18 protein-coding genes are annotated in these 16,000 nt (G+C 62.0%); 6 read left to right on the top strand and 12 right to left on the bottom strand.

Features of this window, described 5'->3' with window-relative positions:
• Positions 1 to 3: 3 nt before the first annotated feature.
• The 8 genes from EB230_RS26525 to EB230_RS26490 form a co-directional block, all read right to left on the bottom strand.
• Entirely contained in the window at positions 4 to 735 is a 732-nt protein-coding gene (locus EB230_RS26525; protein WP_056564307.1) for a GXGXG domain-containing protein, read from the bottom strand.
• 4 nt (positions 736 to 739) lie between these two features.
• Complete coding sequence (locus EB230_RS26520; RefSeq protein WP_056564304.1) at positions 740 to 1,636, bottom strand: glutamine amidotransferase family protein; 897 nt, start codon at positions 1,634 to 1,636, stop codon at positions 740 to 742.
• An 85-nt stretch (positions 1,637 to 1,721) separates the two neighbouring features.
• Entirely contained in the window at positions 1,722 to 2,051 is a 330-nt protein-coding gene (locus EB230_RS26515; protein ID WP_056564300.1) for a hypothetical protein, read from the bottom strand.
• Positions 2,048 to 2,737, bottom strand: coding sequence for a hypothetical protein (locus tag EB230_RS26510; protein WP_056564297.1), 690 nt, complete (start codon positions 2,735 to 2,737; stop codon positions 2,048 to 2,050). Before EB230_RS26510 ends, EB230_RS26515 begins: the two co-directional genes overlap by 4 nt.
• Before the next feature lie 45 nt (positions 2,738 to 2,782).
• The gene (locus EB230_RS26505; RefSeq protein ID WP_056564294.1) at positions 2,783 to 4,186 is read right to left on the bottom strand and encodes an amino acid permease; all 1,404 of its coding nucleotides are present in this window, start codon (positions 4,184 to 4,186) and stop codon (positions 2,783 to 2,785) included.
• A 14-nt stretch (positions 4,187 to 4,200) separates the two neighbouring features.
• Positions 4,201 to 4,356, bottom strand: coding sequence for a hypothetical protein (locus tag EB230_RS26500; protein ID WP_162258859.1), 156 nt, complete (start codon positions 4,354 to 4,356; stop codon positions 4,201 to 4,203).
• Positions 4,357 to 4,395: 39 nt separating this feature from the next.
• On the bottom strand, positions 4,396 to 4,773 hold the full coding sequence (locus EB230_RS26495) for a hypothetical protein (protein WP_056564291.1): 378 nt from the start codon (positions 4,771 to 4,773) through the stop codon (positions 4,396 to 4,398).
• 12 nt (positions 4,774 to 4,785) lie between these two features.
• Positions 4,786 to 5,073, bottom strand: a complete 288-nt coding sequence (locus EB230_RS26490; protein ID WP_056564288.1) for a hypothetical protein — start codon at positions 5,071 to 5,073, stop codon at positions 4,786 to 4,788.
• A gap of 284 nt (positions 5,074 to 5,357) precedes the next feature.
• Between EB230_RS26490 and EB230_RS26485 the strand changes: the two genes are divergently transcribed.
• The 4 genes from EB230_RS26485 (at position 5,358) to EB230_RS26470 (ending at position 9,222) form a co-directional block, all read left to right on the top strand.
• Positions 5,358 to 6,491 (top strand): aminomethyltransferase family protein, encoded by a 1,134-nt coding sequence (locus EB230_RS26485; RefSeq protein ID WP_172374226.1) that lies wholly within the window; start codon positions 5,358 to 5,360, stop codon positions 6,489 to 6,491.
• Positions 6,492 to 6,532: 41 nt separating this feature from the next.
• Positions 6,533 to 7,129, top strand: coding sequence for a dimethylamine monooxygenase subunit DmmA family protein (locus tag EB230_RS26480; RefSeq protein ID WP_172374225.1), 597 nt, complete (start codon positions 6,533 to 6,535; stop codon positions 7,127 to 7,129).
• A complete protein-coding gene (locus tag EB230_RS26475) occupies positions 7,126 to 8,091 on the top strand; it encodes a PDR/VanB family oxidoreductase (protein WP_172374224.1) in 966 nt (321 codons plus the stop codon). Before EB230_RS26480 ends, EB230_RS26475 begins: the two co-directional genes overlap by 4 nt.
• A gap of 90 nt (positions 8,092 to 8,181) precedes the next feature.
• Complete coding sequence (locus tag EB230_RS26470) at positions 8,182 to 9,222, top strand: DUF3445 domain-containing protein (protein ID WP_172374223.1); 1,041 nt, start codon at positions 8,182 to 8,184, stop codon at positions 9,220 to 9,222.
• Positions 9,223 to 9,525: 303 nt separating this feature from the next.
• On the opposite strand, the gene EB230_RS26465 is transcribed toward EB230_RS26470, so the two are convergent.
• Positions 9,526 to 10,245: an XRE family transcriptional regulator gene (locus tag EB230_RS26465; RefSeq protein ID WP_056564265.1), complete on the bottom strand. Its 720-nt coding sequence runs from the start codon at positions 10,243 to 10,245 to the stop codon at positions 9,526 to 9,528.
• 49 nt (positions 10,246 to 10,294) lie between these two features.
• Between EB230_RS26465 and EB230_RS26460 the strand changes: the two genes are divergently transcribed.
• Entirely contained in the window at positions 10,295 to 10,510 is a 216-nt protein-coding gene (locus EB230_RS26460) for a hypothetical protein (protein ID WP_172374222.1), read from the top strand.
• Positions 10,507 to 11,865 carry an NAD(P)/FAD-dependent oxidoreductase gene (locus EB230_RS26455; protein WP_056564262.1) on the top strand — a complete coding sequence of 453 codons (1,359 nt, stop codon included), beginning with the start codon at positions 10,507 to 10,509 and terminating at the stop codon, positions 11,863 to 11,865. Before EB230_RS26460 ends, EB230_RS26455 begins: the two co-directional genes overlap by 4 nt.
• 21 nt (positions 11,866 to 11,886) lie before the next feature.
• On the opposite strand, the gene EB230_RS26450 is transcribed toward EB230_RS26455, so the two are convergent.
• From EB230_RS26450 to EB230_RS26440, 3 genes are all read right to left on the bottom strand, one after another.
• Entirely contained in the window at positions 11,887 to 13,866 is a 1,980-nt protein-coding gene (locus EB230_RS26450; RefSeq protein ID WP_056564260.1) for an ABC transporter permease subunit, read from the bottom strand.
• Positions 13,863 to 14,942, bottom strand: a complete 1,080-nt coding sequence (locus EB230_RS26445) for a glycine betaine/L-proline ABC transporter ATP-binding protein (protein WP_172374221.1) — start codon at positions 14,940 to 14,942, stop codon at positions 13,863 to 13,865. The genes EB230_RS26450 and EB230_RS26445 overlap by 4 nt, the downstream gene beginning before the upstream one ends.
• Positions 14,943 to 15,020: 78 nt before the next feature.
• Positions 15,021 to 15,995 (bottom strand): ABC transporter substrate-binding protein, encoded by a 975-nt coding sequence (locus tag EB230_RS26440; protein ID WP_056564253.1) that lies wholly within the window; start codon positions 15,993 to 15,995, stop codon positions 15,021 to 15,023.
• Between the last annotated feature and the right edge of the window lie 5 nt (positions 15,996 to 16,000).

The raw sequence follows: 16,000 nt of genomic DNA, 5'->3' as shown, positions 1-16,000 counted from the left end.
GCCTCAATACGCGTCGGCGTTGTCGATATTGAAATTGTAGAGCGTGCGCGCCGAGCCGTAGCGCTTGAACTCCGACGGCTTGACGCCGGTGATGCCGGCGCGGTCGAGCAGGCCTTGCAGCAACTCGAGATGCTCGGGCCGCATCTCCTTGGCGATACAGTCGGCACCCAGGCTGTCGACCTTGCCGCGCACGAACAGCCGCGCCTCGTAGATGGAATCGCCCAGCGCATCGCCGGCATCGCCCAGCACCACCAGATTGCCGGACTGCGCCATGAAGGCCGACATGTGGCCGATATTGCCGTGCACGACGATGTCGATGCCCTTCATCGAAATGCCGCAGCGCGACGACGCGTTGCCCTCGATGACCAGCAGGCCACCCTTGCCGGTTGCGCCGGCATACTGGCTGGCATCGCCTTTCACGATGATCGACCCCGACATCATGTTCTCGCCGACGCCGGGTCCCGCCGAACCATGGACGGTGATGGTGCTGCCCGAATTCATGCCTCCGCAGTAGTAGCCGACGCTGCCGCGCACATCGATGCTGACAGGCTGGTCGACCCCGACGGCGACCGAATGGCTGCCCTTCGGGTGCAGCACTTCCCATGCCGTTTCATTCGAGCCCGGAGCCAGGTTGTGCAGCGCCTGGTTGAGCTCGCGCAGCGACGACACATCGAGATCGAAGATCCGGGAGGCGTGGTCTTGCGTCGCTGCCTTCGAAAGTTTGGTTGCCGGCATGAACTCAATGCTCCCAGAAATAGACAGTTGCGGGTTCCGGTTCCCAGACCCTCGCATTGTCTATGCCGGGCAGCTTGGTCAGCGCGCGATATTCCGAGCCGAAGGCGACATATTGGTCGGTCTCGGCCATGACGGCGGGCTTGCAGGCAATCGGGTCGCGCACGACGCCGAAACCGTTCTTGGTGCCGACGACGAAGGTGAAGAAGCCGTCGAGGTCGGAAAGCGTGCCTTCCAGCGCTTCGCCGAGGTTCTTGCCATGCGCCATCTGCGAGGAGAGGTAGGCGGCGGCGACCTCTGTATCGTTCTCGGTCTCGAATTTCATGCCTTCGCGAACCAGTTCGCGGCGGACATTGTTGTGGTTGGAGAGCGAGCCATTGTGCACCAGGCACTGGTCGGCGCCGGTCGAGAACGGATGCGCGCCCATGGTCGTCACCGCCGATTCCGTTGCCATGCGGGTGTGGCCGATGCCATGCGTGCCTGCCATCTTGCGGACATCGAAGCGATCGACGACCGCTTCCGGCAGCCCGACTTCCTTGTAGATCTCGACCACGTCGCCGGCGCCCATGATGCGGATATCGGGGCGCAGCGCCTGGATCGCCTCGCGCGCTTCGTCGATCTTGGCAGGCGCTGTCCTGACGACGGCATGAGTCGATTTCACCGCTATGCTCACCGGCACACCGATCGCCTTGGCAAGCTCGCTATCGAGGTCGCGAAAATCGCGCGCCGGCTTCGCCGACTGGATGGTTATCTTGGCTTCATTCCTGGAGGGCGCGCCATAGATGGCGATGCCGGCACTGTCCGGGCCGCGATCGCTGAGCGAGACCAGCATCTCCGACAGCATCGCGCCGAGCTTCGGCTCCAGCGACTTGTCCTTCAAAAACAGTCCGACAATTCCACACATGTCAGCCTCCCGGCGTTTGCAGCTAAGAGATGATGTATCGAATGCGTTGTGTGAATTCAATCATATGAAAAAAATTTTCCTCTAGTTACGTATGTGGCGCAATGCCGCCATGCGAATTCTCGCTGTCCTGCACGGCATTGTGAACCCATCGGGCGTGGCGGATGCGGGCGAGCTTGTAGGCGTCGAGGATCGACAGGGCATAGATCAGGAAGCCACCGGCATGACGGCCGATGAAGCCGGCGTCCGGCGGCGCGATCCTGACGGTCACCCAGGCCAGGATCATCATGAAGAACAGAAACTGCAGCCCGCGCACCGGCACGCCCAGAATGACATGGCCGCTTGCCGGCAGCACGATGGCCGAACCCAGGACGAGATAAGGGCTCACCGGGGCTGGCTTGGGGATTGGACTGGTCATGCGGCTTGCCGTTCGCTGCGATTGATGGCGTCTCGCAGCTCCGAGAGGGAGACAAGCAGCCGCTGAACAAGCGTCGGATCGATCCGAGCGTCAACGAAGGCGGCCTGCCGGAAAACGCCGTAGCGTGCCCGCTCGGCCTCGGCCAGCAGCCAGACGATGCGCGCACCTCCGGGGGTGATCAACAGTTCCTTGGCGCGTCCTTCCGAAAAGGGTTCCAGGTGGTCGGCGATGATGCCTTGCGGGAAACGCGTGCCTCGACGGTCGGTGCGCAGCACCGCCTCGGCTGGAAATCCCGGAGCCTTGGGCAGCGTATGCTGGAGATGGTCGAAATTGGAGAAGGTCGTCGGCGAGCCCGGCCGCATCATCATGTCGAACGTGGCCTGCACCGCGACCTTTTCGATGATCGAAACGCTGAGCCAGCGGGCCGGGAGTTTTCTTGTTGCCAGCGTATCGACAATGGTGCGCAGTTGAACGCGTTGGCCGCTCCACGATCCTTCCCAGGTGATGACACCGGCGGTGCCGTCAGAAACATCGGCGGCATCGGCGATGACGGTTCGGACGGCGGCCTCGTCGGCGGCAAGCGCCGCCAGAACCCTGTTGCGGCCGCGACGCGCCAGCCACGCAAGATGGAGGGCGAGAGCCAGGACAATGGCCCCGGCGAATAGTGCTGATGTCACTTCGGACATTTTGTCATGCCAGGCTCACCCCGAATCCGGACAAGCCTACTCCCATCAATAGCCCTGAGGTTTCGGCCAGGGCATGGTGAACTGGTCGCCACGCCGCACGAATTTGTAGCGGTAGAAGTGGAACCACAACGAGATCAGGAAGTAGAACGCGACCATGGCGCTCAGCTGCGAACCGAAGCCGAGGAAGATGGCGAAGAAAGTCACCACGCACAGGCAGAACAGCACGATCGCCGGCAGCGGATGGAAGGGATGCGTATAGCCGCGGCGGATCGTGCCGAGCGGCCACTTCTTGCGGAACATCATGATATTGATGCTCATGAAAGTGTATTGCAGCACGCCTGACAGGATCGAGAAGGTGATCGCCTGGTTGAGGTCGGCGATGAAGGCGAAGGCGAGCGCGATTGGCAGCAGGAACAGGATCGACCGGTAAGGCGTGCGGTATTTGGGATGCACGGCCGAGAACCAGCTCGGCAGATAGCGATCGCGACCGAGCGAGAACCAGGCGCGTGCCGCGTCGTTGATGCAGCCATTGGCCGATGCCAGGGCCGCGAGCAGCGTGGCGACGAACAGCAGGTTCTCGAGCAGCGGGCTGCCGGTCAGCCTGCCGGCGTCCCACAGCGGGTAATAGGTGATCCCGAGATATTCCCAGGGCATCAGCGAGGCGCAGACATACCAGGTCATGGCGGCGGCGATCAGAAGCGTGATCATGCCGGCCATGGTGCCGTAGGGCAGGGAGCGCGCCGGCGAGCGAACTTCCTCGGCGGCCTGCGTGGTGCCTTCGATGCCCAGATAGAACCAGATGCCGAACTGGAAGGCGGCGATGACGCCGATCCAGCCATAGGGCAGGGCATTGGCGGGTGTGACCAGCTCGTTCAGCTTCAGCACGGCACCTTGCGTCCACGGGCTGACCGAGAAGAACAGGATGACGATCGAGACATAGGCGATGGCGGTGATGACGAAGTTGACGTTGAGCGTCATCAGCACGCCGCGGTAATTGAGCCAGGCCAGGACGACGATGGTCGCGGCGATGAAGGCATTGTGGTTCAGCCCCTCGACCCCCGCCTTGGCGACGATCGTGTCGCCGAGCAGGATAGCGTCCGAAACCTCCAGCATGGTGTAGGCGAAGACCAGGAACAGCGCGACGTTGAATGCCATCAGCGGTCCGACGATGTGCTTTGCCTGCGCGTACTGGCCTCCGGCGGCGGCAACAGTCGACGTCACCTCGGAATCAATCATGGCGACCGAGGTGTAGAGCAGTCCGACGATCCAGCAGACGATCAGCGCCGCCAGCGTGCCGCCCTTGTCCGCGGCAAAATTCCAGCCGGTGAATTCGCCCACCAGAACGATACCCACGCCGAGGGCCCAGACATGGGAAGGGCCAAGTACCCTGAGCAGCGAAACCCGGCCGCCATGCACTACCGTTTCTGCCGTTTCAAGCGCGACCGTCATCGTTCAATCCCCACTCAGATCCGGTGTTTTTCGGAAACGGCTTCAAGCTCGCCTTCGCGCGACGAGGTCAGAACGTCCTCGGAATAGGTCGTATCGACCTTGAACCAGTCGTAGAGCATCCAGATCGCGAGCAAGATCGAGATGCCCCAGCATGCGTAAGAAAGTGCCATCCACATGATCGTGTCCCCGATGACTCGTCGCCAGAACTTTTACTTGTCGTCGAACTTCTCGTTGATGACGTCGCGATATTCGCGATCGGATGCACGGAACAGGAAGACGAAATAACCGATCAGCACCGCCGCCATGATGATCAGCGTCGGCCAGTCGATGACGTAGTGAAAACGGTTCTGGATGATGTCGTGCGCGGTCTCGGGCGTGTAGCCGAGCTTTTCCCAGATCGAGGCCATCGTCGGGTTCTGGCCAAGCGCTTCCCAGGTCTTGGCGTCAAGCGCGTCGATGGATTTGGCGGCTCCGGCAAGGCCCAGTTTCAGCGGCAGCCACAGCGCCACGAAAATGGCGACCACCACGACCACGATGTCGAAAACCTGGCCGGTCTTGCTCTGCTCCGGCGGCGTGTAGCGGGACATGCGTTGTACCCCTCAGGACTTGCGGTTGCGGGAGGCGTCGGCGTTCTTGATATCGAGACCGTAGATGAAGTCCTTGTCTTCCTTGTAGTGCTTGACCATCGCCAGGATCGCGGCCGTGTTGAAGATCAGCACGGCGGCGGCGGCAATCGCGACGACGGCCTTGATGCCGTCGTGCGGAATGTACGGCCATGTCATGAAGAGCACGAAGAGGATCGTCGCCCACAGGCAGATGATCAGCAACGCGGCTCCGCGCAAGTCGGAACGGTACAGCGCTTCGATGCGCTGCTGCAGGTCTGACATCGGTTTTCCCCTTTTCCGGGCGCCCGGTTCCGAATCCTCCGCGCGCCGCTCTCTTTCAAGAGAGTGAAATTTTTTTCATAAATTCAGGCCGTTTCCCGCAATTGTCAAGATGAATTTACGTGGGTTAACCATTTGCTTGGGGCGGTCAATTTTGCCTGACAATGAAATTATTTGCTTTCAGGGGATTGCGGCTCTCCTGCGTTTGCGGTCAATATTCAAGCCAAAGCTCCGGCCTCCGCGCCAAGGAGCAGGGAACAGTGGATTTTTGAACGGAGGACGAGCGGATGACGGCATCCTGGAGATTTTCGACCCTGGCGGACCGCCACCGCGCGCTGGGTTCGAAGCTCGAAGACTGGAGCGGCATGGGGACCGCCTGGACCTACGACAAGGACGCCGACGAAGAATACATCGCCATCCGCACCAAGGCCGGTCTGATGGATGTGTCGGGGCTCAAGAAGGTTCACATCACTGGGCCTCATGCCTCGCACCTCATCGACCTCGCCACCACGCGCGACGTGGAAAAGATCTATCCGGGCAAGTCGGCCTATGCCTGCATGCTGAACGAGGCGGGAAAATTCACTGACGACTGCATCCTCTACCGTACCGGCCCGAACAGCTGGATGGTGGTGCATGGTTCGGGCACCGGCCATGAGGAGTTGCAGCGCGCCGCGATGGGCCGCGATGTCTCGCTGCGCTTCGATGACAATCTGCACGATCTGTCGCTGCAGGGACCGACCGCGGTCGATTATCTGGCCAAGCATGTGCCCGGTATCCGCGATCTCAACTATTTCCATCATATGCAGACGCAGCTGTTCGGTTTCCCGGTAATGATCTCGCGCACCGGTTACACCGGCGAGCGCGGCTACGAGATCTTCTGCCGCGGCCAGGACGCCGGCACGATCTGGGACAGGATTCTCGACGAGGGCAAGAGCGCCGGCATCATTCCGTGCCGTTTCACCACGCTCGACATGCTGCGTGTCGAAAGTTATTTGCTTTTCTACCCCTACGACAATTCCCAAAAATATCCGTTCGAGAACGAAGGCCCCGGCGACACGCTGTGGGAACTCGGCCTCGACTTCACCGTCAGCCCCGGGAAGACCGGCTTCCGTGGGGCCGAGGAGCACTACCGGCTGAAGGGCAAGGAGCGCTTCAAGATCTATGGTGTGCTGCTCGACGGCAAGGAGCCCGCCGACGAAGGCGCACCGGTCTACCGCGACGGCAAAAAGGTCGGCGTGGTGACATGTGCCATGTATTCGCCGCTGGTCAAGAAATCGATGGGCATCGCCCGCCTCGACGTCGACTGCGCGGTCAAGGACACCAAGCTCGAGATCCGCAACAAGAACGGGTCGATCAAGGCGACGGCGCAGCCCTTGCCTTTCGACGATCCCAAAAAGACCAAGCGCACGGCCAAGGGTTGAGGCATCATCAACGGCGAGGGGTTCGAGGCACGAAGACTTAAATGGCAGCCAAAAGCATCATCAGCCGGCCGGTCTACGGAACGCTCTCTCCGCAGCCCGGCAAACACCATCTTTTCATCGCCGATGCCGAAGGTGCGCTCGCTATTTCAGACATGGCCGCAGGAGCGCCGGCCGGGTTTTTCGACGGCGCCGAAATCGTCTTCATCCCGGGCCCCGACGGCAAGCATGTCGACGCCCTCGAAGCGCTGAAGCCGGGGCAGTTTCATCAGGCGCCGTCCTTCGCAAGCGTGCTGCCGCGACTGAAGCAGACACTGAGCAATGCCCATATGGGGTTGCGCCTCTACCTCGCCGGCACCGAAGGCCTGATCGGCCAGGCCACGCAAGTAGCGCTCGAAGCCGGCATCGACCATACCTCCATGCAGACCGAGCATCGCGGTTCCCTGGCACGGCGCATGCAATGCGTGCACTGCAAAGGCATCACCGAAAACGTGACGACGCAGCCCGCCACCTGTTCGCACTGCGGGCTGCTGCTTCTGGTGCGCGATCATTACTCCAGGCGCCTCGCTGCTTTCCAGGGCGTGTGCATCAACGCCGAGGATCGCTCCGAGATTCCTCCGATGGAGGAGGCCTTCCCATGAGCACCGGCACCACCAAGCTCGATGTCGTGGTAAGCGACGTCGTTCCTGTCAACGAACTGGTCACCCGCTTCCATTTCCGCCGGCGCGACGGGCAGATGTTGCCGACCTTTTCCGGCGGCGCCCATGTCGTGGTCGAGATGCGCGACGGCGATCGCACCCGGCTCAATCCCTATTCGCTGATGGGCTCGCCGCTCGACACGCGCGAATACACGATCTCCGTGCGCCGCGACGATGTCGGCCGCGGCGGCTCGCTGTTCATGCATCGCAGCGTCAAGCCGGGGCTGGAGATGGTGATCAGCTACCCGGTCAATCTGTTCTCGCTCGACCTGCGTGCAAGAAAGCATCTGATGCTTGCCGGCGGCATCGGCATCACGCCCTTCATGGCGCAGACCGCGCAACTGGCCGGCGAAGGCGGAAACTTCGAATTGCACTACACCTGCCGCACCGCCTCGCTCGGTACCTATGCCGATGTGCTGCGGGAGCGTTACGACCGCCGGATCAGGCTCTACCATGACGACCGCGACGAGCGCATCGACCTCGACCGGCTGCTGTCGACGCAGCCGCTCGGCACGCATCTCTATGTCTGTGGCCCGGCCGGCATGATCAACTGGGTGCGCGACCGCGCGGCTAGTCTGGGTTGGCCGTCGGAAGCCGTGCATTTCGAGCATTTCGCGGCACCCCAGCCTGGACTGCCCTTCGACGTGACGCTGGCCGTCAGCGGCAAGACGATCCGGGTCGGCGAACAGCAGAGCCTGCTCGAGGCCATCGAGGCGGCCGGCGTGGATCCGCCGTATCTCTGCCGCGGCGGCGTCTGCGGCCAGTGCGAGACCAACGTCATCTCCTACGATGGCAAGTTCATCCACAATGACCATTGGCTGAGCGAGGAAGACCATCGTTCCGGCTGCAAGATCATGCCGTGCGTGTCGCGCTTCGAGGGCCGGTCACTGGTCTTGGAGCGGTAGAACATTTTGCAGCCAAGTGGATACACTTGGCGTCGCAGAAATGCGGCTAAACAAAGAGATAGAGCGGGCATCTCGCTCTAGGAGGAAATCATGGGCATCACCTTTCGCAAGGAAACGTTCCGCGACGATTTCACCTTCAGGAACAGCCCTGAGCATATCAGGCGGTTCCCGTTCCCGTTCCACGAAGACGCCTACATGTATGCGGTCAACATCGAACCGCATGTCGTCGGCCCCAAGGGCAGCGTGCTCGAGAACCTGATCGACGTCGACGAGCACTATGTCGCCGAGATGCAGGACCGCGCTTTGGTGCTGGCCGAGGATCCGCTGCGCTGCCAATCGTTGCCGCACATGACGCTGGCCGGCTGGGACCTGCTTGAGCTTTTGATGGAGCAGCAGGCGCTCGGCTATCCCGAGCATTTCACGCTGACGCGCGACGGTGACCGCTGGCGCTGGATCAACCGGCCGCTCGGCATCGACGATACCTTCACCTTCGGCGACACCTCGACGCTGCCTTACGGCCCGATGGAATATATCACGAGGCAGAGCCAGGGCGATTTCTGCATCCTCGACCAGCGCGACGGCAATCTGTGGATGGATGCCGGCATGGTCACCACCCAGGCCGACTGGTCGCTCGATTTCGACATAGGCATGAATTTTTTCGAGTGGCACGCGCCGGTACCGCTGGCGCATGAGAAGGGGATTTTCGTCAGGGCGCTGAAGTTCCTCACCAACATCCAGCAAGGCAAGCCGGCACGTCGTCTCAACTGGACGATGACCATCAATCCGCGCCTCGACACCAGCCCGGAGAATTATCACAAATGGGGTCCGGACCGGACAACCGTGACACCGGAGAATGTCGGCGACAAGGTCCATCTGCGCGTCGAATTGCAGAGCTTCTGGCGGCTGCCGCGCTCCAACGGCATCGTCTTTCCGATCCGCTGCTACCTGATCAAGATGGACGAGTTGGTGACGCAGCCGAAATGGGCGCGGCGCCTGCACCGCGTCATCCGCGACCTGCCTGAAGAACTCGCGACCTACAAGGGCCTGACGCGCTACCGCCCCACATTGGTGGAGTGGCTGTCGAGGCTGGATGATGGCAGCCCGACGAGCCCAGGGTTTGGGCCGGATTAGAGCTGCCGTCGAAGCTGCCAAGATGGGCACGAAGGAACGCGAACCATCGAATTCGTCATCTTGGGCGAAGCAAGGAGCGAAGCGACGCGGCGCAGACCCTAGGATCCATTCCGTGACGTTAAAGCGTTGTAACGGTTGAGGATTCTGCTCCGTTGCACCGTCGGCGAAGGTCGCGGCATGGATCCTCGGGTCAAGCCCGAGGATGACGAAGCGCGCGGTTTGAGCCGGTGCAAGCAAAGACATGCCGAGGGCGCGCCCCTCTGTGCTACCGTACATCACTCCCACGAGAGGGCGATTAGCCAATCACCCGGAACTGCCCTGCGGATAGCAGATAATCGACAGATACCGCATCGGCAGCTTCGTCAGCTGCTCCGGGCCATGCGGCGCGTCGGCGTCGAAGAACAGGCTGTCGCCGGGCTTCATCGGATAGAGGTTGCCGCCGTGCCGGTAAACGACTTCGCCTTCCAGCATGTAGAGGAATTCCATGCCCTCGTGCTGGAAGGTCGGGAACACGTCCGAATCCTCGGTCAGCGTGATCAGGTAGGGTTCGACGACGACGCCGCTGGTGTTCGAACCGATATGGCCGAGCAGATTGTACTGATGACCGGCACGTGTGCCGCGGCGCTCGACATCGAGGCCTTCGCCGGCCTTGACGAAGACAGCACTTCGCTCTTCCTCGAAGCGACGGAAGAAGGCGGTGACGGGAACGCCGAGCGCCCGTGACAGCGCCTGCAAGGTGGTCAGCGACGGTGAGGTGATGCCGTTCTCGATCTTCGACAGCATGCCCAGCGAAATGTCGGTGGCGACCGCCAGGTCGGCGACTGTGATCCCGAGCTTCTTGCGGAACGCCCGCACCTCGCGGCCGATCGCGACCTCCAGCACTTTCTCGCGTGTGTCGCGGATGGCGTGCGGGTTCTGCGTCAGCGGCGCGCGGATGGTCTTTCCGTCCGCGGAGACCTTTGCCAACGGCTTGGCTTTTGCAGGACCATGACCGGCCTTCGAATCCGAAATTGTCTTTGCCATCTCGCCCCCGCAACCTCAGGATTTATTTCACTCACGGTGAACATCTCAGGTGCCGATACAGGAGCGCAACCGCGACGGCAAGCCATCTTGTGTCGCAGGTGCCGGCTCGGCGGCTGCAATCGCCGCAGGTTTTTCGCCAGGAATCCGCTGCGCGCAAATGCCGTTCCAGCAGATGTCTGTTGACAGCACGGAAGGGCCAATTACTGTCACTCTCAGTGAAATTTGTTTCGCTGGGGAAATCAAAAAAGAGGAGGCCCTGAAATGAAAACTCGCGTTGCCGTCATCGGAGCCGGACCGTCCGGCCTGGCACAGCTCAGGGCCTTCAAGTCGGCTGCCGACAAGGGCGCCGAGATTCCCGAAATCGTCTGCTTCGAAAAGCAGTCCGACTGGGGCGGCCTGTGGAACTACACCTGGCGCACCGGCCTCGACGAACATGGCGACCCCGTGCACGGTTCGATGTACCGTTACCTCTGGTCGAACGGACCCAAGGAATGCCTGGAATTCGCCGACTATACCTTCGAGGAGCATTTCGGCCGGCCGATCGGCTCCTACCCGCCGCGCGCCGTGCTGTGGGACTACATCAAGGGCCGCGTCGAGAAGTCGGGACTGCGCAAATGGGTACGCTTCAACAGCCCGGTGCGCATGGTCACCTTCTCCGACGAGACAAAGAAATTCACCGTCACCGCGCATGACCGCACCAACGACGTCACCTATTCCGAAGAATTCGACAATGTCGTCGTCGCCTCCGGGCATTTCTCGGTGCCCAATGTGCCTTACTTCGAGGGTTTCTCGACCTTCAACGGCCGCATCCTGCACAGCCATGATTTCCGCGACGCGATGGAATTCAAGGGCAAGGATATCCTGATCATCGGCCGCTCCTATTCGGCCGAGGATATCGGCTCGCAATGCTACAAATACGGCGCCAAGTCGATCACCTCCAGCTACCGCTCCAAGCCGATGGGCTTCAAATGGCCTGAGAATTGGAAAGAGGTACCGCTCTTGCAGAAGGTCGTCGGCAAGACCGCGCACTTCAAGGACGGCACCACCAAGGATGTCGACGCCATCATCCTGTGCACCGGTTATCTGCATTCCTTCCCCTTCCTCACCGACGACCTGAAGCTCAAGACCGCCAACCGCATGTGGCCGCTCGACCTCTATGAAGGTGTGGTGTGGGAGAAGAATCCGAAGCTGTCCTATATCGGCATGCAGGACCAGTTCTACACCTTCAACATGTTCGACGCGCAGGCCTGGTTCGCGCGCGATGTCATCATGGGCCGCATCAAGCTTCCCTCGGCCAAGGCGATGGCCGAACACAGTGCCAAGTGGCGGGCGCGGGAGGAGACGCTGGAGGACGCCGAGCAGATGATCTGGTTCCAGGGCGACTACACCAAGGAACTGATGGACCAGACCGACTATCCCGGCTTCGATGTCGAGGCGGTCAACCAGACCTTCATGGAATGGGAACACCACAAGGCGGAAGACATCATGAGCTTCCGCGATCACGCCTATCGCTCGCTGATGACCGGCACCATGGCGCCGCTGCATCATACGCCGTGGCTGCAGGCGCTGGACGATTCGATGGAGAGCTATCTCGAGGTGAAGGGCGTCGCGGCGGAATAGGCCGCGGCGCGTCGTCCTGCCCTATCCCAGCCTTGCCCGCGCTTTCGCCGTCCAGGCGTTGAACAGCCGGTCGGCGACGATGCCGATGAAGGCTATTGCCAGGCCGGCGACGATGCCACGGCCGGAATCGGCCTTGGACAGCGCGATGAACACCTCCTGGCCGAGGTCGCGTGTGCCGACCATGGCGCAGATGATGATCATCGCCAGCGCCATCAGGATGGTCTGGTTGACGCCGAGCATGATCTCGGGAAGCGCCAGCGGCAATTGCACGCGAAAGAAAGTCTGGCGCGGCGTGCAGCCCGACACCTTGGCCGCCTCGATCAATGCCGGTGGTACCTGCCTGATGCCATGATTGGTATAGCGGATGGCCGGCACCACGGCGAAGGCGATCGTTGCGATCATGGCGGTGACGTCGCCGACCCTGAACAGCATCACCACCGGAATGATGAAGCAGAAGGACGGCAGCACCTGCAGCGTGTCGATGATGGGCGTGACGATCTTCTCGAAGCGGTCGCTGCGCGCCGCCATCAGCCCGATCGGGATGCCGATCAGGCAGGCGATGAAGGCCGAGATGCCGCAGAGATATACGGTCGCCATGGTTTTTTCCCACAGCCCGGTGACGGCGCAGAAGAGGGTCAGTGCCGCGACCAGGGCGGCCAGGCGCGGACCCGAAAGCTGATAGCCGGCGAGGCCGAGCAGGAACACGGCCCCCAGCCACGGAAAGCCTTCGCAGAAGGTACGCACCGGGTTGAGCACGTTGAGGATCAGCGCCACGCGAAAGGCTTCGATCGCATCGAAGAAGTTGATCGTCACCCAGTTCACCGCCGCCTTCCACAGCGGCGCGGTGGTGAAGGTGATGGCCTTCGGCACCGCGGCGAAGACCGGCACGAACAGGCCGAGCAGCGTGGTGACGGCAAGGATGGCGATGGCCAGCGTCAGATTGGGGTAGCGCCGCCAGAAGCTCGGGTTCACCGCCTGGTGAACATAGCCCTTTGCCTGCTTGTGCGCGATGGCCTGGCTCAGCCGGTCGAGCGCGATGGCCAGCGCCACAATGGCGAGACCAGCCTCCATGGCTTCGCCGACCTTCAGCGCGCGCAGCGCCAGAAGCACATCGTAGCCGAGGCCGCCGGCGCCGATCATCGAGGCGATGATCACCATGTTGAGCGCCAGCATGATCACCTGGTTGACACCGACCATCAACGTCGGCCGCGCCGACGGCAACAGCACCCGCCACAGTTTCTGCCGCGCCGTGCAGCCGGCCATGTCGCTGAATTCGCCGATCTCCAGCGGCACCCGCGTCAGTCCGAGCATCGTCGCCCGCACCATCGGCGGCGTCGCGAAGATGGCGGTGGCGATCATCGCCGATACCGGGCTGTTGCCGAACAGCAGCAGCATCGGGATGAGATAGGCGAAGGTCGGGATGGTCTGCATCAGGTCGAGGGCAGGGGAGACGATCAGCCTTTCCGCCCATGGCTTGCGCCAGGCCCAGATGCCGGCGAACAGGCCGGTGACGATGCAGAACGGCACGGCTATGGAAATCAGCGCCAGCGTCAGCATGGCGCTGGTCCATTGGCCGAACAGAGCGATGTAGAGGAAACAGCCGCCGACCAGCAGGCTGAGTTTGCGACCGCCCACGGCATGCCCGGCGAGGAAAGCCGTGGCGCACACCCCGACCCAGGACAGGCGCGGCAGGACATAGGCGTCCGCGCCGTGGCCGACCTTGAAGTTCTTGGCGAGCAGATTGAGCGCGAAGTCGAGTGGCACGCCGAGCACCGCGGTGATCGAGCGGGTCAGCCACGATAGGTTCGACTTGATCCAGCCCATCAGCGCGCTGACCCAGTCCGCTACGGGAACGACCGCGTTGGCCGGATAGTTGACAGCCCAGGGGACGCTGTCCTGCAGCAGGAACACCGCCAGCACGGCGGCAAGTGCCGCCGCCCAGACCAGCAGCCACCGCTGAAGCGGTGGCCTCGGCTCGCTGGCGCTTGCCGTCACCGTCATGTGCCGGTTCTCGTATGTTCGATGCCGGCCAAAAGGTCGATGACCGCTTGCGGTGTGACTTCACCGATTGGCTTGCCGGTGCCGTTGACCACCGCGAACGGCTTGCCGGCGGAAACGATGCTGGCGGAAAAACTGGCGATCTTGGCCTCCGGCGCCACCGTCCCGCCATGCTCTGTGCCGTCGCAGGCGCGCATCAGGCTGCGCGCCGAGATCACCTTGGCGCGGTCGACGTCGCGGGTGAACTCGGCGACATAGTCGGTCGCCGGATTGACCACCAGTTCTTCCGGCGTGCCGGTCTGGATGACCTCGCCGTCCTTCATGATGGCGATACGGTCGGCGAGCCTGATCGCCTCGTCGAAATCATGGGTGATGAAGACGATGGTCTTGTGCAGCATGGTCTGCAGCCGCATCAACTCGTCCTGCATCTCGCGGCGGATCAGCGGATCGAGCGCGGAGAACGGCTCGTCGAGGAACCAGATCTCCGGTTTTGTCGCCAGGCTGCGGGCGATGCCGACACGTTGCTGCTGGCCGCCGGAAAGCTCGCGCGGATAGAAATGTTCGCGGCCACGCAGACCGACGAGTTCGATGACCTCGCGGGCGCGCGCCTCGCGTCTCGGCCTGTCCTGCCCCTGTATGCTGAGCGGAAAGGCGATGTTGTCCAGGACATTGAGATGCGGCAGCAGCGCGAAGTTCTGGAACACCATGCCCATGCGATGGCGCCTGAGTTCGATCAGCGCCGCGTCGGAAATCTTCAGCAGGTCCTTGCCTTCGAACTCGACCTTGCCGTGGCTCGGCTCGACCAGCCTCGACATGCAGCGCACCAGCGTCGATTTGCCGGAACCCGACAGACCCATGATGATGAAGATTTCGCCTTGGCGGATTTCGAGATCGACCGCCCGCACCGCGCCGACCAGTCCGGCAGCCGTGACATCGGCCATGCTGGCCTTGCCGTCGTGCTCGCGAATGAAATTGGCCGCGTTCGCCCCGAACAGCTTCCACACATTGCGGCAGGCAAGTTTCACCGGACGGTCATCCGTGCCCGGTTGAGCCGACCTCTGTTCAGTCCTGTCCGTCATCCAATCGTCCTTCTGGAACCATCAAGATTTGAGACCCGGCCGATCAAACGGCCAGGCCCCATTTTCCAGTAGGAACGATCACTGCGCCCAGGCTTTCCAGTCGGCTTCGTGCGCGGCGATCCAGGCGGCGGCGACGTCTTCCGTCGTCTTGCCGTCAAGGTCGATCTCGCCGCTCATCTTGTTGAGCTCGTCGGTGTCGATCGTATAGGCCTTGGCCACCTTGTAGGCGACCGGCCATTTGTCCTTCATGCCGTTCCAGGCATATTTCCAGATCTCGCCGTGCGGCTTGCCGCAGTCATATTTGGCATCGGGGTTCACGCCCCATTTCGGGTCGTTGTAGCATTCGGGCGTGTATTCGGGGAATTGCACCCATTCGCCCTTGTATTTGGCCGGCGCCCAATGCGGCGAATAGATCCACAGCATGATCGGCGCCTTGCGCTGATAGGCTGAATCGAGTTCGGCGAACATCGCCGCGTCGGTGCCGGCATGAATGACCGTGAAGGGCAGTTTCAGTGCGGCGACGCGCTCGTCGTCAAAGCCTTCCCAGGTCACCGGGCCGCCGAGATAGCGGCCCTTCGGCGCCGTCTCCGCCGTCGAGAACGATGCGGCGCATGTGGCATCCAGAAGGGCATGCCAATCCGGCAAGGTCGGGCATTTTTCCTTCATGTATTCGGGAAACCACCATTCTTCCTTGGCTTTCGGTCCGAGCTTGCCGAGACGTTCGGTCTGGCCGGTCGCATCGGACGCTTTCATGGCTTCGCCGGCGGTGGTGTCCCAGAATTCCAGGCCGACATCGAGGTCGCCATTGGTGAGGCCGGTGGTCAGGCTGGAGAGGTAGTCGGCGGTCGGGTATTCAACCGTATAGCCAAGCTTTTCCAGGATGCCGCCGAGGATCTTGGCGTTCAGGTTGACGCTGGTCCAGTCGAACAGCGCGATCTTGATCGGGTCGTTGGATTCCGGTGCGGCGGCGTGGGCGGAAGGTGACAACAGGCTTAGTGTCGCGAGCGCGACGGCACTCATCGATAACTTCGAGATATAGCTGCGAAATGACATGCTTG

This window comes from Mesorhizobium sp. NZP2234, from assembly GCF_013170765.1.
Classification (GTDB): domain Bacteria; phylum Pseudomonadota; class Alphaproteobacteria; order Rhizobiales; family Rhizobiaceae; genus Mesorhizobium; species Mesorhizobium loti_D.
The sequence above is the reverse complement of the archived record's forward strand: the minus strand, read 5'-3'. Positions and strand labels throughout refer to the sequence as shown.